The sequence below is a fragment of the Maribacter algicola genome (genome assembly GCF_003933245.1).
GTDB classification, from domain to species: Bacteria; Bacteroidota; Bacteroidia; order Flavobacteriales; family Flavobacteriaceae; genus Maribacter; species Maribacter algicola.
Genome location: NZ_QUSX01000002.1, coordinates 517,816 through 539,804, shown reverse-complemented (window position 1 = coordinate 539,804; position 21,989 = coordinate 517,816). Strand labels below are relative to the sequence as shown.

17 protein-coding genes are annotated in these 21,989 nt (G+C 44.9%); 6 read left to right on the top strand and 11 right to left on the bottom strand.

Annotation, left to right across the window (positions count from 1 at the left end; translation table 11 throughout):
- The first annotated feature begins 189 nt into the window (after positions 1 to 189).
- The 5 genes from DZC72_RS11595 (at position 190) to DZC72_RS11575 (ending at position 7,000) form a co-directional block, all read left to right on the top strand.
- On the top strand, positions 190 to 930 hold the full coding sequence (locus DZC72_RS11595; protein ID WP_125223090.1) for an SDR family oxidoreductase: 741 nt from the start codon (positions 190 to 192) through the stop codon (positions 928 to 930).
- Positions 931 to 1,124: 194 nt separating this feature from the next.
- Positions 1,125 to 2,522 (top strand): NAD-dependent succinate-semialdehyde dehydrogenase, encoded by a 1,398-nt coding sequence (locus DZC72_RS11590; RefSeq protein ID WP_125223089.1) that lies wholly within the window; start codon positions 1,125 to 1,127, stop codon positions 2,520 to 2,522.
- Between the two features lie 143 nt (positions 2,523 to 2,665).
- Positions 2,666 to 3,664 (top strand): NADP-dependent oxidoreductase, encoded by a 999-nt coding sequence (locus DZC72_RS11585; RefSeq protein WP_125223717.1) that lies wholly within the window; start codon positions 2,666 to 2,668, stop codon positions 3,662 to 3,664.
- 208 nt (positions 3,665 to 3,872) lie between these two features.
- Complete coding sequence (locus tag DZC72_RS11580; RefSeq protein WP_125223088.1) at positions 3,873 to 5,324, top strand: M24 family metallopeptidase; 1,452 nt, start codon at positions 3,873 to 3,875, stop codon at positions 5,322 to 5,324.
- Positions 5,325 to 5,353: 29 nt separating this feature from the next.
- Positions 5,354 to 7,000, top strand: a complete 1,647-nt coding sequence (locus tag DZC72_RS11575) for a M1 family metallopeptidase (protein WP_125223087.1) — start codon at positions 5,354 to 5,356, stop codon at positions 6,998 to 7,000.
- Between the two features lie 49 nt (positions 7,001 to 7,049).
- On the opposite strand, the gene DZC72_RS11570 is transcribed toward DZC72_RS11575, so the two are convergent.
- The 8 genes from DZC72_RS11570 to DZC72_RS11535 form a co-directional block, all read right to left on the bottom strand.
- Positions 7,050 to 7,925, bottom strand: a complete 876-nt coding sequence (locus DZC72_RS11570; protein WP_125223086.1) for a sulfite exporter TauE/SafE family protein — start codon at positions 7,923 to 7,925, stop codon at positions 7,050 to 7,052.
- A 307-nt stretch (positions 7,926 to 8,232) separates the two neighbouring features.
- Complete coding sequence (locus DZC72_RS11565; protein WP_125223085.1) at positions 8,233 to 9,822, bottom strand: L-serine ammonia-lyase, iron-sulfur-dependent, subunit alpha; 1,590 nt, start codon at positions 9,820 to 9,822, stop codon at positions 8,233 to 8,235.
- Positions 9,823 to 9,917: 95 nt separating this feature from the next.
- Entirely contained in the window at positions 9,918 to 11,270 is a 1,353-nt protein-coding gene (locus DZC72_RS11560; RefSeq protein ID WP_317127139.1) for a sensor histidine kinase, read from the bottom strand.
- Between the two features lie 565 nt (positions 11,271 to 11,835).
- The gene (locus DZC72_RS11555; protein WP_125223084.1) at positions 11,836 to 12,612 is read right to left on the bottom strand and encodes a hypothetical protein; all 777 of its coding nucleotides are present in this window, start codon (positions 12,610 to 12,612) and stop codon (positions 11,836 to 11,838) included.
- Positions 12,613 to 12,712: 100 nt separating this feature from the next.
- Entirely contained in the window at positions 12,713 to 13,621 is a 909-nt protein-coding gene (locus DZC72_RS11550; RefSeq protein ID WP_125223083.1) for a hypothetical protein, read from the bottom strand.
- A 22-nt stretch (positions 13,622 to 13,643) separates the two neighbouring features.
- Positions 13,644 to 14,372 (bottom strand): class I SAM-dependent methyltransferase, encoded by a 729-nt coding sequence (locus tag DZC72_RS11545; RefSeq protein WP_317127138.1) that lies wholly within the window; start codon positions 14,370 to 14,372, stop codon positions 13,644 to 13,646.
- Positions 14,373 to 14,378: 6 nt separating this feature from the next.
- On the bottom strand, positions 14,379 to 16,082 hold the full coding sequence (gene ggt / locus DZC72_RS11540) for a gamma-glutamyltransferase (RefSeq protein ID WP_243641719.1): 1,704 nt from the start codon (positions 16,080 to 16,082) through the stop codon (positions 14,379 to 14,381).
- A gap of 279 nt (positions 16,083 to 16,361) precedes the next feature.
- On the bottom strand, positions 16,362 to 17,132 hold the full coding sequence (locus tag DZC72_RS11535) for a 3-keto-disaccharide hydrolase (RefSeq protein ID WP_125223082.1): 771 nt from the start codon (positions 17,130 to 17,132) through the stop codon (positions 16,362 to 16,364).
- A gap of 339 nt (positions 17,133 to 17,471) precedes the next feature.
- Between DZC72_RS11535 and DZC72_RS11530 the strand changes: the two genes are divergently transcribed.
- The gene (locus DZC72_RS11530; protein WP_125223081.1) at positions 17,472 to 18,338 is read left to right on the top strand and encodes a DUF808 domain-containing protein; all 867 of its coding nucleotides are present in this window, start codon (positions 17,472 to 17,474) and stop codon (positions 18,336 to 18,338) included.
- A gap of 12 nt (positions 18,339 to 18,350) precedes the next feature.
- Here the strand turns inward: DZC72_RS11530 and DZC72_RS11525 are convergent, their stop codons facing one another.
- The 3 genes from DZC72_RS11525 to DZC72_RS11515 are packed head-to-tail and all read right to left on the bottom strand — an operon-like array spanning position 18,351 to position 21,976.
- On the bottom strand, positions 18,351 to 19,196 hold the full coding sequence (locus tag DZC72_RS11525; protein ID WP_125223080.1) for an MORN repeat-containing protein: 846 nt from the start codon (positions 19,194 to 19,196) through the stop codon (positions 18,351 to 18,353).
- Positions 19,197 to 19,229: 33 nt separating this feature from the next.
- Positions 19,230 to 20,060, bottom strand: a complete 831-nt coding sequence (locus DZC72_RS11520) for a DUF2490 domain-containing protein (RefSeq protein ID WP_125223079.1) — start codon at positions 20,058 to 20,060, stop codon at positions 19,230 to 19,232.
- 2 nt (positions 20,061 to 20,062) lie between these two features.
- Positions 20,063 to 21,976: a hypothetical protein gene (locus DZC72_RS11515; protein WP_125223078.1), complete on the bottom strand. Its 1,914-nt coding sequence runs from the start codon at positions 21,974 to 21,976 to the stop codon at positions 20,063 to 20,065.
- Between the last annotated feature and the right edge of the window lie 13 nt (positions 21,977 to 21,989).

Genomic DNA, 21,989 nt, shown 5'->3' with positions numbered 1-21,989 from the left:
TATTGTAATGTGTTCCAGGCACATTTTAAGTTCATTATAACACCCAAGATCCCCTTTGCCCAACCCATCCCCCTTAACCCTAAAAACCATAAAGCGCGCTCCATAGCGAACCCGTCAATCCGCTATTCGTTAGGATCAAGGAAATCCGTCCCTAGCTCCTATATTGAAGGGAAACAAAAAAAGAACACGATGAATTTAGAAAACAAGGTAATACTCGTAACCGGAGCCTCAAGCGGCATCGGAAAAGCCGCCGCCCATAAATTGGCGGAACACGGCGCCAAAGTGGTCCTTATGGCCCGTAGTGAAGATGAACTTAACGATTTAAAAAAGGCCATTGAAGCCAAAGGTGGGGAAGCCTTGGTCGTGGCCGGGGATGTCACCAAAATGAAGGACTTTGAAAATGCGGTTTCCAAAGCGAAATTGACATTTGGAACGGTAAACGCCCTGATCAACAATGCCGGTCTGATGCCCCTCTCCTTTGTAGAAAAACTGAAGACGGATGAATGGGAAAAAATGGTGGACGTGAACATTAAGGGCGTACTCAACGGCGTGGCCGCGGTACTACCTGAGTTAAAGGCCAATAAAGACGGGCATATCATCAACATATCGTCCATGGCGGCACACCGATATTTTCCGGGCGGAGCGGTCTATTGCGCCACAAAGGCCGCAGTAAAGATGTTTTCCGAAGGGCTGCGCCAAGAACTCGCGCCTAAATATGGCATCAACGTCACCTCCATTGAGCCCGGTGCGGTCGCTACGAATTTGACGGATACCATTACCGATGAAGATATTATGGAGAAAATGAAGGAAATGCAAAAAATGGAAACCTTGGAAGCCGAGGATATTGCAGATGCCATTTACTACGCCCTCTCCCAACCGGAGCGTGTAAACATCAACGATGTGTACCTGGTACCCAGCGAACAACAGTAATTCACTAAATGAATGTCCGGGATTCTTCATAATTACAACTTGAATGTCAGGTCGAGCTGTCACATCGAGCGCAGTCGAGATGCGAGACCTCATTTTAAAGGTTTTAGGTTTAATGACCTCTCGACTGCGATCGAGGAAACATTCGTTTATGACGGTTTACGGATATACAATTCACTTAAAAAAAACAGAAAGTAATGGCAACGACAATAACAGATAAAACATTTAAAACGATCAATCCCGCAAACGGGAAGCCGCTCACTACGCATACCTTGATGACGGATGCACAGGTGGCCGACACCATTCAAAAATCCCACGAAGCCTTTAAAAAATGGCGGTTCAAATCCGTGGAGGAACGGGGCAAAATCATTTCCGCCATTGGGGAAGAACTACAGAACTATAAAAAGGAACTGGCGGACATGATGACCTCCGAAATGGGGAAACTCCTGACGCAAAGCGAACAGGAAGTGGACCTATGCAGTGCCATCTGTAGCTTTTCCGCCAAGAATGCACCGGAGGCACTCAAAAGTGAGGAACGCGAAATTTCCGATGGAGGCAGAGGTATCATCACCTACGCGCCTTTGGGCGTTATTTATGGGATTCAACCTTGGAACTATCCAGCCTATCAGGTCATTCGCTATACCATCGCCAATTTGATGGCGGGGAACAGTGTGTTACTGAAACATGCCGAAAATGTGACCGGAACTGCCAAGCTCCTGAAATCCATATTCGATACGGCGGGATTACCCGAAGGACTGTTCAGTGTGTTGGTGATTTCCCACGATCAATCGGACACCATCATAGAGCACGAATTGGTGCGAGGTGTGACCTTAACGGGGAGTCCGGGTGCCGGAAAGAAAATCGGGAAAAAAGCCGGTGGCGAACTGAAGAAAATGGTTTTGGAACTGGGTAGTAACGATGCCTATCTTATTTTGGACGATGCCGATATCGATCTGGCTGTGGAAAAATGCATCCAAGGACGTATCTATAACAATGGCGAAACCTGTATTGCCGCCAAACGCTTTATTGCGACGGAAGCGGTCTATGACGAGTTTCGGGAAAAATTCGTAAAAGGCATGAAGGCACTGAAGTTGGGCGACCCCACCGATTCGGAAACGGATTTAGGCCCGATGGCAAGGAAGGACTTACGGGAAAAATTGCACGAGCAGGTACAAAAGAGCGTAGCGAACGGCGCCGAAATCCTATGCGGTGGGAAACTGCCCGATGGGGAGGGCTATTATTATCCAGCCACGGTTTTGGCCCACGTTACCGAAGGACAACCGGCGTATGACGATGAGTTGTTCGGCCCGGTAGCCTCATTGATAAAGGCGAAAGATAACGAGGATGCCATGCGCATTGCCAACGATAGCCGATTCGGACTCGGAGGTGGCATTTTCTCCAAAGATGTGGACACCGCCGTGGAAATGGCAAGTAAATACTTTGATACCGGCATGGTCTTTATCAACTCCTTTGGCCTGGCTGAACCCAACATGCCATTTGGAGGTGTTAAAAATTCGGGTTACGGACGCGAACATGGAGGATTCGGAATGAAGGAATTCGTAAATGCGAAGTCTATTATGATTAGTGAAGCATAAGGAAAATGATACCGTTAGTCTGTAAAAAATAGTGACGAAAGTAAGGGGTAATCAGGACGGTTGCCCCTAATTTTCATACTACAGACACGACAAACCGCGTATCTTTAAAGGAAGAAATTACATTAGGAACTTAAAATAACATGATGATACAAACGATACACTTAAAAAAACGTCCGGTTGGGGCCCCTACCCTGGACAATTTTGAACTTACGGAATCCGAAAACAACCTCATGATAAAGGACGGGGAAGTGCTTTTGGAAACCAAGTACATTTCCGTGGACCCTTATTTACGGGGACGGATGAGCGATGCCAAATCCTACGTTCCACCATTCGAGGTGGGCAAACCCATCAATTCGGGCATCATCGCAGAGGTTATTGATTCTAAAAATGAGAATTTTACAAAAGGTGATTTTGTAAGGGACCGATTGGATTGGAAAACGGTACAGGTTTCCAACGGAGAAAACCTGCAAAAAGTGGACCCAGATAAAGCGCTCTTGAGTGCTTATTTGGGTATTGTGGGGATGACGGGATTAACAGCCTATTTGGGTTTGCATGAAATCGGCAAACCGAAAAAAGGAGAAACCTTGATCGTTTCCGGGGCCGCAGGTGCCGTAGGTAGTGTTGTGGGTCAAATCGGTAAAATCTTGGGCCTTACGGTCATTGGGATTGCCGGTTCTGACGAAAAGGTGGAATTGTTGACCTCCGAATTCGGTTTTGACCGAGGCATCAATTATAAAACTACTGACGATATGAAAGCTGCCATTAAGGAGGTCGCTCCCAACGGTGTAGATATCTATTTTGACAACGTAGGCGGGGAAATTTCCGATGCCGTATTATTCAGCATCAACAAGTTCGCCAGGACGATCAATTGTGGGGCGATAGCGGTCTATAACAATACCGAAACGCCGACCGGGGTGAGCGTACAGCCTTTTTTGATCAAAAACAGTGCCTTGATGCAGGGCTTTATCGTTTCCAATTACTCCGATAAATTTCCGGAGGCCATGGAGCAATTATCAACTTGGTTGAAGGAGGGAAAGTTGACCTACCGGGAAACGATCGTAGAAGGATTTGAAAATACACCTCAGGCCTTTTTGGACATGATGGCCGGCAAGAAAAAAGGAAAAATGATTGTAAAGGTCTAATCACCTGTCTCCCTGAGCAACCTATACCGAGCGGCCTGTAGTGAGCGTAGTCGAAGTAAGTCGAGGTGCCTCGCAATGACACCCCAAGCGGCCTGTATCCATCGGCATATGACATTCTTTAACCCTGCAATCCATACAACAGGAATTATCTGTATCTTCCAAAGCCATAAGGCGCACCCAGCCCGCGCCTCAACCTAAAAACCACCACATGAAAACCACTGGAACGGCCACGGCCCTCATCTTGCTCCTTTTAGCCCTCACACCCGCATGGGCACAGGAAAAGCACAACTATCAAACCGATTTTTCAATTGAGGAATTTACCCAAAGGCGGGCCCATATCCTGAAAACGATAGGCCCAAATGCAATCGCCCTCATACAAGGGTCCAGCGGAAGGCCCGGTTTTAGCGTGTTTAGACAGTCCAACACCTTTTATTACTTGACAGGTTTGGAAACGGACCATGTCTATCTCCTCCTGAACGGAAAAAATAACCAGGTAACCTTGTATCTGCCCCACAGGGATGTAGGCCGTGAGGAGAGCCAAGGAAAAATACTGTCCGCCGAGGATGAAGCGCTCGTTAAGGAGCTTACCGGAGTAAACCGGGTAAAAGGCTATGAATTTCTGGCCGCCGATCTACTGCGCACCGGACTCATCAAAGCCAACGCACCCGAATTGTATACGCCCTTAAGTCCGGCCGAGACAGGAAACGATAGTCGGGATGAACTTCTGTACGGACAGGCGCGTGCCGCTGCGGACCCTTGGGACGGGAATCCTACCAAGGAGGCGCTTTTTGTGCAAAAAATAACGGCACAGTTTCCCCAATTCCAGATTCGGGACCTTTCCCCCATACTGGACGAAATGCGACTCATAAAAAGTCCCGCAGAAATTGCGGTCATACGAAAGGCGACGCAAATTGCAGGGCTTGGCATCATGGAAGCGATGCGTTCCACGGCACCCGGTATCTATGAATATCAGTTGGATGCCGCGGCCAAATATGTCTTTCATCTGCACGGGGCCCGTGGTGATGGCTACGCATCCATCATAGAGGGCGGTACCAATGCCTATATGGGCCATTATTTCCATAAGACCGATGTGCTTGAGGAAGGGGACCTCGTTTTGATGGATTACGCGCCGGATTATCGGTATTACACCAGTGACGTAACCCGTATTTGGCCGGTAAATGGGAAATTTGACAAGGCCCAAGAGGCCTTGTACAATTTCATCGTTGCCTACAGGGATGCCCTTTTTAAATATATAAAACCGGGCGTAACCTCGAATGAGGTTTTGGATCGGGCCGCCGAGGATATGACCCAATATATCAAGGGAAAGCAATTCGTGAAACCGCATCACCTGAAAGCGGTCCAAGCGGGCATTCAATTTAGGGGGCATTTTCAACACCCTGTAGGGATGGCGGTGCATGATGTGGGCATTGTGCGGGGGGTTCCCTTACGGGCCGGCATGGTCTTCACCATTGACCCGATGATATGGATTCCGGAAGAACGCCTGTACATTCGTATTGAGGATGTGGCCCTGGTGACCGAGGATGGGGTTGAAAACCTAAGTGCCTTTGTGCCTTCCTCCATTGAGGCCGTTGAAAAGACGATGAAGGAAAAAGGGCTGACGGAATATCATCCGCCCGTAGAAATCCCTTTTAAAAATTAATTTTTTTCCAATTGCCGAACTTAGGAACCATGAAAAGAAATAGACTGTTTGCACTGATTTTTATGACCCTGACGTGGTGCGGGGCTTTTGCTTTGACGGACACCTATCCCAAAAATCCGAATATCGATGCCCTAAACTATAGGTTCGAGATAAAGCTATCCGATACTTCTGACGAGATCGTCTGTAAAGAGACGGTTGACATCCGCTACTTGGCGGCGGGCGAAACGCGCCTACGGCTTGACCTGGTCAATGTTTCCGAAAAATTAGGCAATAAGGGTATGGAAGTAACCGGGGTATGGTCCCATGGAACACCCTTGCAATATACCCATGAAAATGATGTCCTACTCATTCAGCTACCAGAGCCCTCTACAAAGGACCAACGCACGAGCTATACGATACATTATAAGGGAGTTCCGGCTTCGGGCCTTAAAATAGCCGATAACAAATATGGGGATCGCACCTTTTTCAGTGATAACTGGCCCGATAAGGGAAGGCATTGGCTGGCCACCATAGACCACCCCTATGACAAGGCTACCTGTGAGTTTGTCGTTACCGCACCCTCGCATTATCAGGTAGTTTCCAACGGGGTAAAAATCGAGGAGCGGGATATGGCCAATGGCCATCGGTTGACCCATTGGAGGCAGTCGGTCCCCATCGCCTCCTGGCTTTATGTTTTGGGGGTTGCCAGGTTTGCGGTCCAGTACGTGGATACATTCGACGGAAAATCCATCGAGACATGGGTGTACCCACAGGATAGGGACGCAGGTTTTTATGACTTTGCCATTCCCACCAAAAGTGCCTTGGAGTTTTATAGTGATCGCATTGGTCCTTTTTCCTATGAAAAATTGGCCAATATACAGTCCAACAGCGTCAGTGGCGGTATGGAAGCGGCTTCGGCCATTCTCTACAGCGAAAACTCCGTTGTGGGCGACAGAAACGAGCGATGGCGCAATGTGGTCATCCATGAGATTGCCCATCAATGGTTTGGGAATGCCGTAACGGAGTATGATTGGGACGATGTGTGGCTGAGCGAAGGCTTCGCTACCTATTTCACCTTGCTCTTCATTGAACACCAGTACGGCCGTGACGCCTTTTTAAGCGGATTGGAAAAAAGTAAAAAGACGGTAGATGTATTTTATGAAAAGCACCCGGACTACCGCATCGTGCATGATAATTTATCCGATATGTCCCAAGTGACCACGATACAGACCTATCAAAAGGGCAGTTGGATCTTGCATATGTTGCGGGGCGTTGTGGGCACGGAGGTGTTTTGGAAAGGGATTCGGTCCTATTATGCGAAATACAAGGATTTGAATGCTACCACCGAAGATTTTAGGCGGGAGATGGAAGAAGCATCGGGAATGGACCTTGAAGCTTTTTTTAATCAATGGTTGTACAAACCCGGTACCTTGCAATTGGAGGGCACTTGGCAGTTTGATGCAAAAAATAAGGCGGTGAAAGTCCGGCTAGACCAAGTACAAAAAGATGGCAGCCTCTTTAAAATGCCTTTGGAAATCGGTATTTATGGTACTTCGGATAAACAACAGGTCATCAAAACGATATCGGTCGACAAACAATCGGACACCTTCACATTTCCGATAGATTTTACGCCGGAAAAGGTAGTGCTCGACCCCAATTACTGGGTACTCATGGAAGCCGATTTTTCCAAAAAATAAATAGGCGCGACAGATTGTCTCAGATCCTGAAACGCAACGTGCTTTAAATTTAATCTGAATCTACGTTTTCCCTATGGGTAAAACCTCCATAGAGCATTACGCCGGAAGTGTAGAGTATGACCACAATGACGACCCATCGCAGTACATCCAAGGACAATGATTTAACCACAAAGGCCGCAAGGCCCACAGCCACGATGCCCGGAATGGCCATGGCAACGGCCGCCTTTCTGTTATAGGCCCTTTCCCGAATAAATCGTACCGAGGCAGGAGGCATCAAGAAAGCGCAAGAGCCCATCATGATGGGAAAAGCCACTTGGGGCGACATTCCCAAGGCAAATACCAAAGCCATACAAGGAGCATACAGACCAATGCCGGCCGTCATCAATGCCCCCAGACCAAAGTTCGCGATAAGGGCAATGACCAATTTTGTGCCGGTGAGCCCTATGGCCTCTCCCCCGCCCTGAATCCAATCCAGGCTCGTGGCCATTATAAAAAAGGCCGTGACCAAAAGGGCAAACCCCATCACCAACCGTATCTTTTTTTCGGACATCTTGGCAACGATGCCCGCACCTAAAACAGCCCCCAATCCCGCCGAAATGAACATGGTCACTAGGGTGATAGGCTCCACTTCGATAATGGTAATAAAAATCAATGCCTGAAAAAGTACGGGCAACGTATTGGCCACGTTCATGGTTCCCGGAATATGCTTGTCCTTCGTTTGTTTCGTGAATTTTAATAGGGCCGTTTGCGGTGCAAAGGCACCAATACCTAAAACGTCAAAAAAATTGACCACAAAACCAATAACGGACGTCTTTAGCCAGCTACTATCCTCCAAGGAGGTTCTATGAGCCCAAAAATCCCTTGCCAAGACAATGGAAAACCAAATCCCTAAAGCCGCCAAAGACACCCAGAGTACTGTAATCATGATATATTTATTTAAGACCTAGACCCATTGATATGCAGTGAACACTTTTAAAAATGGATAATGGAACCCGTTGTACATTTTAAAAACTTTACACAAAAAGTATCCCTTCGAGTGGTTGATTTTCGAATACTTCCATCGAAAATCAAGTGTATCGAGAACCCATCGTCTTCGCTCAGGGCAGGCTTCTTAGGGCCTTAATAAGGTTCTCGATACAATTTTTCTTCATTGCATTGCGAAAAATCACTCGAACTGACCCTTTTATCAGGGTGACAGATTCAAAATTCTCGACGGTTTAATGGAATAATATCTAACATACTTTAAAAAAGGTTTTGTTCGTATTCAACTCCCCATTTGCCAACTTCGCTTCGATTTCCTTGGCCGTTTTTGTAATGGCCAGTCCCCCTAGACCCGTGCAGCATAGGGTATTGGGCATGGCATCGCCTACCTTTTTCATGGTTTCGATAACTTCATCCAACGGGATAAGGTGGTTGTAGTCGGATAAGGCCATATTTGCACAGGAAATGGCATTCGTGGCGGCCATGACGTTTCTATTTAGGCAAGGTGCTTCCACGCGATCGGCGATCATATCGCACACCATGCCCAAGCTGGATTGTAGGGCCATGGAAGCTGCTGAGAGGGATTGTTGCAATGACCCTCCTTTTAAGACGACGATACCTGCGGCCGCCATCCCGGACCCCGAACCACACTCTGCCATGCAACCGCCAACTTCCGCAGCAAAGGTGGCATGTGCGGCAATGAAGACCCCGATCATCCCGGCGGCCAACATTCCCTTTACCAGTTCATCCTCTGAAAGTCCCAATATTTTTCCAATGCCCAAAATTGCTCCAGGCAATGCCCCACAGGATCCTGCCGTTGGGGCCGCAACAATTACCCCCATGGAACTTTTTACCTCCATCATGGCAGAGGTATAGAGAATTACTTGGTTCAGCACATCGCCCTCCACCAATTTTTTTCCGTCCATCCTTTCCTGAAATGTCAGGGATTGCGGGCCAAGGATGCGATCGGCATATTCGGTTCCTTTTAGTCCAAGGGCTATGGCATTTTTCATAATTTTTACGATGGAACGCATTTTATCAAATACTTCATCCTCGGATATATGGCCGCGCATACTTTCATAAGCCAGGGCCAACTCCCATAACTCAAGATTTTTATCGGCATTATAGTCCAACATTTCATTGCAAGTGATAAAGGGAACCTTGAGGTCTTTACGGGCCAGTACCGGAAGTACCGGATGCAATTTTTTGATAAAAAGTACCTCGTTCAACTCCAAAAGGGATGCCTCCAGGTCTTTTGGAATAAACTGATTTGCCTTTATTTCGATGAAATTGTGGTCTCCTTCCCGAAAGGCGATTTCGTCACAAGCAAAGGAATTTTCAACCTGAGAGATAATCGCTGAAGGCGATGTACAATAGATCAAGGTCTGAAAAAAATCCCCGGCCATTGAAACGTGGGCCCCATCTATTTCCAGCACCTCGATCATGCCTCCTCCTGTAGAAATTGCCGTCACTTTTCGTGTTTCCCGAGCGTTTTTTAAGGTAATCTTATACGTATTTGGATGCGTGGCACCTATAGGATGGATCGTTATGTTCACCTTAATCCCGGCTTCGTCAATGGCCTGCAAGTAATTGGGCAAACGTTCATCATCCGCTTCCCAGCCCATAAATCCCCCGAACAGACCCATGTCCGACCCTTGACCTTTATGGGTCGTGGCCAAGGAACCATTGGGGTCGAACTCAATATCGACCTCTTTAATATCGCCATCCATTAAATCGAGGCAAAGTCTTCCTATCCGAAGCGATGCCGCGCAATGGGAACTTGAAGGGCCTCGCATCACAGGGCCGATTACGTCATTGAATATACTTGGGTATGTTTTCATGCGGAGTTTCCTTAGAAGGTTTGCAAATCAAGTGTTTATAAAGATAAACGGAAATTTCCCACTATGGAAAAAAAGAATGTAGAAACCGTTACAGGCTAAACCAATGCGGCGGGTAACGTAAAGTAAAAGGTAGTGCCCCTGCCCTCTTCACTATGCAACCGTATGTTGCCCTTGTAGTGATGCACAATTTTTTTTACGATGGACAGCCCTATGCCAGAAGAGGCGTTGTTATGGTCCAATTTGGTGAACACTTGGAAAATCCGTTCAAAATGGTCTGGGTGGATACCCATGCCATTGTCCCTTACAAAGAACTCAAGGCCTCCCTCAATATCCGTGGCCCCAACAGTAATTTCGCCCACTGCCTTGTCATTGTACTTAATGGCATTCTGGATCAGGTTCTGGAACAGTTGCTTCAAACTCCAATCGTTGCCCATGATAGGGGGCCAATGGTCCTGCAAATGGATTTTTACGTGCGCGGGCACCAAAAGCGTATCCAGTACATCATCCAAAAGGGCCTTGAGGTCGATTTCTCGATCGGCGGTGGTAAGTTTGTCTATGGTGGCATAGTCCAAGATGCCCTTGATGAGATGGTCCATCTTTTCCACATGCTGCTGTACTTGGTAGAGGGGCTTAAGGGCACTTTCCGTTAAGGTGGTTTTATGGTCGTCCAAAAACCAGGTAATCAGGGTATAGATATTGATCAATGGCGCCTTGAGGTCATGGGAGACTGCATGGGCGTATTCGTTCAGTTCCTGGTTCTGTTTGGAGAGGTGTTGCAACAGTTCCTCCTTTTTGGCCTCTTGCTCGGCAATACGCTCCTCGCTTTCCTTCCGCAACAAAACGTTCACTAGCATGTTCGCATAGACAAAGAGGATGTCCTGTTCATTCTGGGAGTATTGGTTTATCTTCCGTACAGAATCAAACCCTATAAAGCCAATGAGCTCATTATTTTTTATCTCGGGGATGGTGATCAAACTCTTGATGCCCTGAGGCTCCAAGATAGCGCGTAGCCCAAACTCCCCATCCTTGGGCAGTTTGGAAACATCTTCCACATAAAAGGGCCTGCCCTTGCGGTGCGCCTGCAACCACTGTGGGATGAAATCCACCGGAATATCCTGTAGATTGTGTATCTCAGCCTCAATACCTTGTGCACACCATTCATAGGTGTTGCTGGTGGTGTTGGCGGTAAAGTCATAGGAGAAGATATAGCTGCGGTCCGCCTCTACAAACTCTCCAATCTGTTGTAGGGATTTTTGGATGAGCCTATCAATGTCCGAGACATCTGCGTTAATATACTGGGTGGAGATGCTCATCAACAGGTTTTGAAAACGCAGCTGGCGTTCTATGATCTTGTCCTTTTCCAGTTGGTCCTCACCCGGTACCCCACCAAAGGTCATGGTCACCACCTGGGACTTTTTATCCGTAGGGCCTGTATGTTCTTCTTTCATGCTATTGGGAGGATGAAATCCTTGTCCGTTGATTCTTACATGAATTTAACTTAATTACCAGCATATTATTGTCTAAAAAGGCATTGAAAAAAGAGGGACGGCGCCAGTGCCTTTTTTGCCTCCTAACAGAGGGGTGAGAACCTTACCATGGCTTTTATTCCTTTTTCAATATCGGCAGTAACTACTTTAGTGCTATTATTTTTGGCGATTGCCTTTTCGTCCTTTTTGTCCTTTTTCTGAGTATTGCAGGCAAAAAGAAGTATACAGTAGCAAGAGCACATAGCTGGGAAATCTTCATTGTGTCAACTGATTTTGTAGTGTATGAATTTACGATTATTTCAGCGGACTTTTATAGCGGGTCTTATTTTCAGAATTTTATGGAATAATTATCCTCTCCCTTTCTAGCAAACGTACTCTCACCTTACATAGTTTATGAAGTTTGCATCCTGACTATAGAACCAAACATTGTTCCAAAAGCAATGCATATGGCAATAAAATCGGTTCTTTGAAGATGATTATAAACGTGTGAATTTGATGTCCTTTTTTTAATGTATGGCGCTAGTTTTTACAAAATAGCACCATTCTCCAACCAACGTTTTAAAAGGGCCTCATTATGTGAAATATCAACAAGATGAAAGCTAGTAAAACGATTAAATACGCGAGATTCTTCTAGCTTTTCCATACACACCGATACCGGAGAAAAATAGTTGGAATGAATTAAAAATAATTCACCGTCCCTTTTTAAAAGATAGCCCACGTGGCCTTCATCAAAACCTATGAAATAGAGACCTTCCTGAGTTAAACGATCAATCTCTTCAAAAGCTTTCTCCGGTGTTTCTTGAACCACACTAAGAATATCAGAGCCACAACTAATCATTTTAGCTTCGTCAATAGGTGATTTTTGTGCCAAGGTATATCGGTTAAGCTTCATGTCCATATCACGCAAAGTAGTTGAAATAAAATAGCCGCATGCAATTTCACCTTGGTTAGGTACCGATGTATGTCCCCCAAAACTCCAGGGAGTCCCATACCAATGCGGAATAATTTCTTTGACCAACTGATCGGTGAAGTCCTTTTTAACCTGGTCAAAAGAAATAATACCGTTCCTAAGATCTTCCCGCAATCGTAACCGTAGTGCCTTGGCTGCCAATTTGGTATCTATGTAGGAAACCGCTAGACTATCTGGGTCTACCCAAAATGTTGTCTTCTCTCGATTGTCGCCTTGCTTAATGACATTTGGCCATGTCTTTTCATTGACAAAGGAAAAATCCTCCTCATTTCCCGCTGTAGCCAATGGAGAAATTAAAAGAAAGCTGGAAAGTATGAGCGAAATAACAAACATGATTGTTCAGATTCCAAGGTGCAACTCTAAAATAGTAACGTAGGACATATCAATAAAGTACTTTAATATCGTTAATTATCAGAACATATGCCAGAAAACCTCAAATACTCAGGTTGACACCCCACCAAACTTCATAATCCCTAGGTATTAATGGCCGGTAACTTTGAAATCCTTGATCGGCAATCTTGAGGCCTTCAATCTCATTTTTATCGTTCCTTACGTAACCGATGAAAATGAAGGAATGACCGTAAGGGTCCAATTTCTTCACATCGACACCCTTTACCACTTTTTCATAGTCCTTTTGAAACCGCCAAACCTGCATCAGGGCCCCAGGTTGTAAATCTCCAGACCAAACACCCTTGGTATCGACCAGAGTTCCCATGCCAGCGTACGCCACGGCCCCCGCGTTTCCCTTGCCTCTGTATGCTTCCGGCAGGCTTTTCCAGCCCTTTTTTGTATCGGAAGCAGATACATAGAGTAAATTGTAGACCTGTTTTGGAGTATACATAGCTGTGCCCATATATTCCGGTAAATCCTCATAAATGGAATGGCCGTGAATCTCCTTATAAGCCTGTTCAAATCGATTCTTACTTACAGCCAGACAATGACCATTGGGTTCCTTATTCTCGCTATTGATATAGTTTTCTAAAATTTTGAGAGCAACAGGACTTTTTGGCCCTTCATTCTCAGTTGCTTCAATCAAATTGGATAAATCAAATTTTTTGTGCCGTATAAGCGAGTCTTTGGAACCGGAAATGCGAACGGTCATATCTTTAGTAGGGAGGTTGATATATCCATGGTCGTCCAATACATAGCTCCAGCCATAAGGATTTTCTTGTTTGTTATTTTCTTTTTTAATCACAAGATTCTCCTCAGGTACGGCAAGATTTACTTTTTCTTTGACCTTTTTTGAAGAGGAACAACCAGTCATAACCAATCCAATAGCAACTATACCTCTTAAACAATTACAGTACTTCCCTAGCTCTATGGATAACGAAATGCGGATCATTTTTGGCCAACGATTCTAATTACTAGTCCTTCACAAATACCATACAGTGCTGCCATGGAAGATTACCAATGTTCTTTTTTAATCGTAATCCCGCAGCTTTCATTTCGGTTACCGCTTGTGCCTCGGTCATTTTATGGAGTTCCTTGATGGGCACGGAGGCATCCTCGCCCCTGTATTCGATAAGATACAATTCGGCTTCCGGTCGCATCGCTTTTTTAATGGATTGTATCATTTCCAGCGGATAATTGAACTCGTGGTACACATCCACAAGCAAAACCTTGTCTACGGAACTTTCAGGAAGGTTCACGGATTTCTCGTTTCCTTGGACCAGCATTATATTCTTTGAATTCCCTTCCTTCTTTTTGGCCTCCATGGCGGCCAACATTTCAGGCTGAATATCTACAGCATATACCAATCCATAGTCGACCATAGGTGCCATTTTAAACACGTGATAGCCGGAACCAGCGCCAATATCCGCAATGGTATCCCCTAGGTTTATATTCATATTTTTTAGTAGTTTGGAAGTATTCTCCTCTTCCTCCCGTTCCGAACGTTCCAACCAGGACATGCCTTGGTATCCCATCACATAGGCTATTTCACGTCCCTTATACCATTTACCGATACCGTTTGGGTCGCCCTTTTTATAAACATAATCCCCGGTAGCATCCTGGTTTTGCCCTTTACACGAGCAAACTATAAGTAATCCGATGCATAGGAGAATGTTGGTTACCTTACTTCTTATTTTCATCATTCCGATTTAATATCCCGCTGCCTGACCGTCCTTACGCGACTCCGACGCGCCTGTGTACACCTTGTTTTCCAAATCGACTCCAATCGCCTGATAACCTCCATACATCCCTACTCCAAAGCCTATACGATGTCCTTTTTTTCGTAGTTCCCTTAGGGTTTCAGGTGCAAAACCCGTCTCCAGATTCAAGGTGCCCCCATTGGTCATTTTGGACCCTGTAGGTTGTGAACTGCCTGTGTGTCGCATTCTTGGTGCATCTCCGGCTTCCTGTAAATTCATTCCAAAATCAACAACGTTTACTACAATTTGGGCATGCCCTTGTGGCTGCACTGCCCCGCCCATAAGACCAAAACTTACCGAAGGTTTTCCATCCTTGGTAATGAAAGCAGGGATAATGGTATGAAAGGGACGTTTCCCCGGTTCCAAGGCATTGGCATGGGTCTTATCCTGAACATTGAACATTTGTCCCCGGTTTTGAAGTACAAAACCCAAACCGTCCGGCACCATGCCAGAGGCAAATTCGGAATAAATACTCTGTATCAAGGATACCATATTGCCGTCCTTATCGGCTACGGTCAAATACGTCGTATTCCCTGTTTCAATTTCCATATCCCCGGCGGGATAGGTATCGGCCGCTTTATCCATTTTTATAAGCTTCCTGCGTTGTGCAGCATAGTCATCGGACAAAAGAGTTTCAAAAGGTATTCTGTTGAATTCAGGGTCCGCATAGAATTTGGCCCGGTCTTCATAAGCCAGTTTTTTCGCTTCGGTGAGCACATGTAGGTATTCGGTAGTACCGAATCCCATTTTGGCGATATCGTACCCTTCGAGGATGTTCAACATCTGCAGGGCCGCGGTACCCTGTCCGTTGGGCGGAAGTTCCCATACATCATACCCCCTATAATTCACGGACACCGGCTCTACCCAGTTGGAGGTATGGCTAGCCAAATCTTCATAGCTTAGAAATCCCCCATGCTTTTTCATATAGTTATCAATGGTTTTGGCAATAGAACCCTTATAAAAGGCATCGCGCCCTTCCTTGGCAATAAGCTGGTAGGTATTTGCCAAATCAGTATTTACAAATACCTCGCCTTTTATGGGCGGACGACCCTTTGGCATATAGGTGTCCGCAAAACCGGGTTGGTCTTGAACCGATTCATAGTTCGAAACCATTTCATAGGCGATAACCTCGGATACCGGAAAGCCATTGTTGCCATAGTCAATGGCGGGTTTCAAGATATCTTTCATGGGTATTTTTCCGAATTTTTTATGGAGTTGGAACCAACCATCCACGCAGCCCGGCACCGAGACAGGCAGAGGTCCATAAAAGGGTACGTATTTCATACCATTATCCATAAAATAATCGATGGAGAGAGATTTTGGTGATCTGCCACTCCCATTGAAACCATACAATTTTTGTTCCTTGGCCGACCAAACAATGGCGAAGATATCGCCGCCAATACCACAGCTTGCCGGTTCTACCAATCCAAGTACCGCATTAGCGGCGATTGCCGCATCCATTGCGCTACCACCTTTTTTAAGGATATCCAAGGCCGCTTGGGTGGCCAAAGGCTGACTGGTCGCCGCCATACCGTTTCGGGCTAAAATTTCAGAGCGAGTGGTAAAGGTTTCACCGGTCAGACGGTCTTGGGCATTCAATAGGGTCCCTAAAGTAAATAGGCCAATAAATACGGGTACAAATTTCATTTTCATTTTTCAAGAGAATTTATATTCGGGAAATAGTTGGTTTATTCCTTTAAAGATAGCGATAGAAGCCTGAATTCTTGTGGCACTTCGGAAAAAGTTTAAAATTGAAATGATGTGGGGAATTATTTATAGGAGAGGTTCGAGAAGTCTTTTTCAGCGTTCATCCTTCGTTAGTTTAAGAAAAAAACAGGGTACAAATGGCTGACTCAAATGAAAAAACAACCTTGGAATGACATATTGACTTAAATCGGTTGCAGATGGCAGGGAAATGGCCATCGGTTTGTTCTACAGTTCCCTAATTTTCATATTCCTGAACCACGATTCAAAATACCAGTTCTGGAGGGCAATCTTTCCTTTGGTGGCCTTACCAAATGCGGGTCGGTCCTTAAAATTGGACGCTGCCACCATGTTGGTCCATTCCGCGGAAGTTAAATCCGCTTCTGCCGTAAGAATTCCATTAAGATAAAATTGAATCTGGCCATCTTGTTGTACTATTTTGGCGGAGTTCCATTGTCCGGTAGGTTTGGCTTCGACCGTATTCAATTGGGAGGAAAGGCCCCAAAGGCAACCGGGTCTTTTCAAGGGTGTATCCGTATCCATATGTTCCGGTTCCAAAAGCTGATATTCCGGTCCGGTCTCATAGGTTGCCTTATATTCAGGGGATTCCTGAACGTTGATAAAAACCCCTCCATTTCCTCGAAGGCCCATCTGCCACTCAAACATAAGCTCGTAGTTTTCAAATTCGGTATCGGTCACTAAATCTCCGAATACTTTGCTTTCATCGGTAGCATTGCAGTAAATGGTTCCTTCCTTCACTTCCCATGCGGAATAGCGGGTAGAATCCGGATTGTTGAACAAATGCCAACCATTCAATGTCTCACCATCAAAAAGCAACCTCCACCCCTGCTCTTTTTCGATATCCATCAATTTGTTGTGCACCTTATTTTTGATAGCGAGCTCCTTGGAGCGTTCAATTTGGAATTTCTTTTTGTCTTGTTGCTTACAGGAAAAAACCAATAGTATACAGCATAATAAACTAAGTGGAATACGTTTCATAAAAGTGGTTATTTGGTCATTTTGAATTACATACTTTCGTTGGTGCACTTTATTGGGTTGCCATACCCAAAAGTTTTCTAAAGTAACCAAAATTATAAGAAGGTACATAAAAGTATATTATTGGTTTTGAAAACTAATTTTGTACAGGAGAGTTGTCTATGAATATTTTAAAGAAATTTAATTTGCCGAATTACGCATTTAAATTTTGAAAATCCCATGTCATGGATTAAATGCTTCTTGTGCCAAGGCTCCTATTAATGCTAAATAGTAACACTTTTTAATCTAAAAGCGTCCATCTATATTGCTTTCTTATCTTATTTTTACCATAAACTTTTTTGAATGGCATCAGGATTTTTTGCAGTATTGGATGACGTAGCTACCTTATTGGATGACGTAGCATCTATGAGTAAAATAGCGACCAAGAAAACTGCGGGTATTTTGGGGGACGATTTGGCCGTAAATGCGGAAAAGGCTTCCGGTTTTGTTTCCAAACGCGAAATCCCCGTGCTTTGGGCGATTACCAAGGGTTCCTTACTCAACAAGCTTATCATTCTTCCCATTGCCTTTTTGTTGAGTGCCTTCCTGCCAGTAGCGGTAACTATTATCCTGATACTTGGGGGACTCTATTTGGCCTACGAAGGTGCCGAGAAAATACATGAGTTCTTTTTCCCCCATCACCACGAGGCCCTCACCATACAGAAGGAAGCCCCCAGTAAAAAGGATATCCTGGAGTTGGAAAAGGAAAAGATAAAATCCGCCATACTAACGGATTTTATTTTGTCAGTGGAGATTGTCATCATCGCCTTGGGTACGGTCATTAAAGAGCCGCTTACCACGCAGATTATAGTTGTATCCGTAGTTGCTCTTTTAGCTACTGTGGGGGTTTACGGAATCGTAGCCTTGATCGTGCGTATGGACGAGTTTGGGGTGCGACTTATCAATTTGAATGAACAGGAAAATAGTTTTTCCGATAAAGTAGGTCGGTTTTTTGTAAATGCCCTTCCTGTAGTAATCAAGTCGCTTGCGGTCATTGGAACGATTGCGCTTTTATTGGTTTCCGGGGGTATTTTTGTACATAACGTTCCCTTTTTACACGACGTGCTGCCCAATGTTCCCTCCATATTGGTAGAATTCGCTATTGGACTTGTTGTGGGTTTTGTAGTGCTGTTGCTGGTTAAAGGAATCAAGAAAATCTTTAAAAAATAGGTCCTATCACACTTACCTATCGTTGATTTCCACCAACTTATCCTCGTTCCACTCCCCGCTGGCCAACACATCGCCTTCGGAATCGAAAAATTTACCGGAACCACTTCGTTTGTCCTCCTTCCACTGACCGGCATACTTTTCGCCGTTGGGCCAAAAATAGGTGCCAAAACCGTTACGAAAATCGTTCTCGAACTCGCCGGAATAATATTCACCGTCCGGCCAATAAAAGGTACCCTGTCCATGGCGCTGGTTGTCCTTCCAATTTCCCTCATACCTACTACCCGTATCCAATAGCGCAATACCATAACCTTGGGCCTTTCCGTCCTTTACCTGACCAATGTAATGTAACTGGTTTCCTTTCCTGCTCTTAAACGTCAGGTATTCTCCAAAGGATTTTTGTTGGAGTTGCCTTTTTACGCGCTCCAGTTGAAGCTTCGTCTTTTCAAGATCAAAACTGAGGGAGTCGAATTGTCGTAGATGGGCTTCTTCGAATAGGACATCGGTATTTAGACTGTCGGTATTTAATTGGCTACTATCCTTGAATAAATTAGGGTTCTTATTTTGATTGAGCAACTTTTCAGCTAGTGCGATCCTCAAGGGGATGCCCATTTTAATTTCCTTGTTCCTATTGATGGAATCGCTATAGGATTTAATGGCGGATTCATAATCTCCTTGCAACAACAGGGAATCCATTTGGGCCAAGCGCTCAAAATCCTCCAGATTGTTCATAATGACTTCCTTTTCTTCCTGTAATTGGCTGATTTGATTTTGTAGTTGGACCGATTTATAGAGCAACAGCATAAAACCCAAAAGAGGAAGGGCCATGGCCACGAAAAAGAGTACTTTTTTAGACTTCATAGTCAATGCGTTTGGTACAAAAGTACTTACGGTCTAATCCGTCATATGGATTTCGGGAAGTTTGTTTTTTATCCGTCTAAAATCCGGGGAAAAGTACATATGGAACCGCAAGGTCCAACCTTGTTTATAATCCCCGGCAAATATGCGGTCCTGTCCTTGCGAATACATAAGCCCTGCAGCAAAAGTGAGCCTAGGGGTGGCTATGTAGCCCAAGGTAGTCGTTAAACGCAGATCCTCCATAGGGCTTGCCACCACGGCTTTGCCACTTTGCATGATAAGTTCCGCTTCTGGGGAAATGTAATAGGTCTTGGGTTTTAATTTTGTATCGTTCAAGGGAATTTTTGCGCGAAACATATATCGCCATCGATTTCTGAAAATATACTCGCTGTTTTCCGCAAACCCCTGCGTCCATCGATGCTCGATTCGTATCCTGTGGTACAGCATCGCCGAATATAGCGGCATGGCAAACTGGTATTGATGCCATATTCGCCACTCCGGTACCACGTTTCGGTCCGTGGATTCCTCATCGGTATTGAAATTGATGCGCACTACACCACCCAAACTAAAATTGGTTTTTTTATCATAGATATAGCCAATGGCGTGTCGGTTATAAATCTGTGCGATCTGCCCAATGAAGGGCGTATTCACAGTTTCCTCAAACCTAAAATGGGTCTGGGCGTCCCAAAAAAAACGCTTACCGATCCTAATGTTCCCATACGTGTTGAACCACACTTTGGACACGGGCTCTTTATATTTTGACGCTTCGGGAAGGACCACGGGTTCCGTTTCCTGCCCGTAGGTAAAGGAAACCATCGCCAAGACGAAAACAAAACATCCCAAAAAGTCGAAATTACTTTTCTTCATGCCTAATCTTCTTTGGGAGTTTGTTGTTGCAATAGCTTCAAGACCTCTTCAGCGGTTTGTACCCTTTTAAGCTTTCGTTCTAATTTTCGGGTTTCAAGATTCCTCAAATCCACCATTCGATTATTGGTGTAGATGATCTGTTCCTTTATCAAGGCAATCCGTTCACAATCCTCTGTCTCCGATAAACTCTTGATAAAATGGGGGATTAAAATGTCCGTATATGCTTCCACGATGCGCTTTTTAACTTCTTCTTCCATGACCGTCGCCATGAAAGGATTCCAGATATCGTCTGTGTAGAGTGCCTTTATTTCTTTCATCTTTTCGGGGAAATTGGAAAGAAGGGTAATCAGGGAGTTTAGGTCATCCAAACAGGATTTAAGATTCTCTCCAAAACCCAATTTTTCACTCGGATTGGAGATTTCTGCATAGGTGGCAAGTTTCCAATTGGCGGTATCATCCAAATTTTTGAAGGCATCCCCATAATCTTCCAGAAGCCTGGGCGAAAGGGTATCGATTTGAGCTTCGATACCTGTATTTAGGGAAATAAGGTCGTTTTCCAATTCTTTTAAGGATTGTATTTGAACATCATCCGATAACTTATCCGATAGCTGCACCATGATATATTCCATACTTTTATAAGCGTAAAGACTTATTTGCTCCATGGATTTGAGACCACTTCCTTCAAATTTGAAAGTATCTGCATCGGGCAGTTCAAATGGTTCTTTGCCGACCTTCACCTCGATGCTCTTATCTGGAATACCGGCCGGAAAGATGCGTCCTTCAACGGTGGATGGATTTACAAATTCAAAAATTTGATTTTGGTAAAGATCCACATAGGATTCCAAGGGGCGGAGGAATTCCGATACCAATTTTTCGGTAACCGAATACCAGTATTGTGCATCGGTATCCGTTCTTCGGATAATATTGAGGTGACTGTTGGAACGTATGGTTTTTGATAGTTCTGTTGCTCTATTCAAATTATGGGCAATATCCTCCAAAGTCCTTTTTTGAAGACTGTCCAAGGCAAATAATGGAACCTTCACCTTGATATTTGTCCCAAAGGATGGAGACCCCAGATTGGTAAGTATGCCATTGATTTTTTCGTATTCTTCCCTGTTTTTGGACAACAAGCTTATGGTGTTGCCCTGGCCGATGTCATCCTGCAAGTAATATCGCAAAAGTATCAGGAATCGGTTGTCCAGGGGAATTGTTTCGTACTGAGTTGCTTCCGTATCAAAGACCAGGATTTCTTCTTCCTTGTTATAAAGGTCAATTTTTTTCAAAAACCCTTCTTCAAAATGCCAAATCTCATCCACTTCCAAGGCATTGCTTCCATAGCTAGTCCATGCGTCGTGCGCGAGGCCATTTCTCAAAAACCTACCCACCAGGGCACTACTATCGCTTTCAATCTTGAAGCTTTGTTGGGGGACGCCCTTATCAAAGTTGAATTCACTTTTAAATCGGATTTTCGTCACTTCGGAATTTTCTACTTCCTGAATACTTATCTCCCAAGTTCCATTGGGTACACCTTCAGATAAAACGCCACTAGCGGTTTCCTGGGTTCCACTGACCAATATCCGGTATTCAAAATCCACCACCTCGCTCTTACTGTCCGAAGTGTATTTACCAAATTGAAATTGCCACGGGCCATTCGCCACAGCTTTATTAAAACTACCCTTGATCGTAAAGGAAGAGTCCTGCTCTTTCAATAAGGTCTCCAAATTCGACTTTTGAAATAAAAAGGGGCCGTCCAACACGGTATCCGTTTCCAAGACAACATATTGATAACGTGCATTGCCCGTATATTTCCCTATTTGAAACGGGCCTTCATATTCGCTTCTTTCCTGTGCAATCAGCACCAACTGAAAAAATAATACGAAAAAGAATGTGAACCTTTTGAATCTAAACCTATACATGCGGCAAAAATAG

Excerpts from the sequence above, each read along its gene's own strand:
- DZC72_RS11595 (WP_125223090.1), top strand. The coding sequence starts at position 190 with ATGAATTTAGAAAACAAGGTAATACTCGTAACCGGAGCCTCAAGCGGC.
- DZC72_RS11590 (WP_125223089.1), top strand. The coding sequence starts at position 1,125 with ATGGCAACGACAATAACAGATAAAACATTTAAAACGATCAATCCCGCA.
- DZC72_RS11585 (WP_125223717.1), top strand. The coding sequence starts at position 2,666 with ATGATACAAACGATACACTTAAAAAAACGTCCGGTTGGGGCCCCTACC.
- DZC72_RS11580 (WP_125223088.1), top strand. The coding sequence starts at position 3,873 with ATGAAAACCACTGGAACGGCCACGGCCCTCATCTTGCTCCTTTTAGCC.
- DZC72_RS11575 (WP_125223087.1), top strand. The coding sequence starts at position 5,354 with ATGAAAAGAAATAGACTGTTTGCACTGATTTTTATGACCCTGACGTGG.
- DZC72_RS11570 (WP_125223086.1), bottom strand. The coding sequence starts at position 7,925 with ATGATTACAGTACTCTGGGTGTCTTTGGCGGCTTTAGGGATTTGGTTT.
- DZC72_RS11565 (WP_125223085.1), bottom strand. The coding sequence starts at position 9,822 with ATGAAAACATACCCAAGTATATTCAATGACGTAATCGGCCCTGTGATG.
- DZC72_RS11560 (WP_317127139.1), bottom strand. The coding sequence starts at position 11,270 with ATGAAAGAAGAACATACAGGCCCTACGGATAAAAAGTCCCAGGTGGTG.
- DZC72_RS11555 (WP_125223084.1), bottom strand. The coding sequence starts at position 12,612 with ATGTTTGTTATTTCGCTCATACTTTCCAGCTTTCTTTTAATTTCTCCA.
- DZC72_RS11550 (WP_125223083.1), bottom strand. The coding sequence starts at position 13,621 with ATGATCCGCATTTCGTTATCCATAGAGCTAGGGAAGTACTGTAATTGT.
- DZC72_RS11545 (WP_317127138.1), bottom strand. The coding sequence starts at position 14,372 with ATGATGAAAATAAGAAGTAAGGTAACCAACATTCTCCTATGCATCGGA.
- ggt (WP_243641719.1), bottom strand. The coding sequence starts at position 16,082 with ATGAAAATGAAATTTGTACCCGTATTTATTGGCCTATTTACTTTAGGG.
- DZC72_RS11535 (WP_125223082.1), bottom strand. The coding sequence starts at position 17,132 with ATGAAACGTATTCCACTTAGTTTATTATGCTGTATACTATTGGTTTTT.
- DZC72_RS11530 (WP_125223081.1), top strand. The coding sequence starts at position 17,472 with ATGGCATCAGGATTTTTTGCAGTATTGGATGACGTAGCTACCTTATTG.
- DZC72_RS11525 (WP_125223080.1), bottom strand. The coding sequence starts at position 19,196 with ATGAAGTCTAAAAAAGTACTCTTTTTCGTGGCCATGGCCCTTCCTCTT.
- DZC72_RS11520 (WP_125223079.1), bottom strand. The coding sequence starts at position 20,060 with ATGAAGAAAAGTAATTTCGACTTTTTGGGATGTTTTGTTTTCGTCTTG.
- DZC72_RS11515 (WP_125223078.1), bottom strand. The coding sequence starts at position 21,976 with ATGTATAGGTTTAGATTCAAAAGGTTCACATTCTTTTTCGTATTATTT.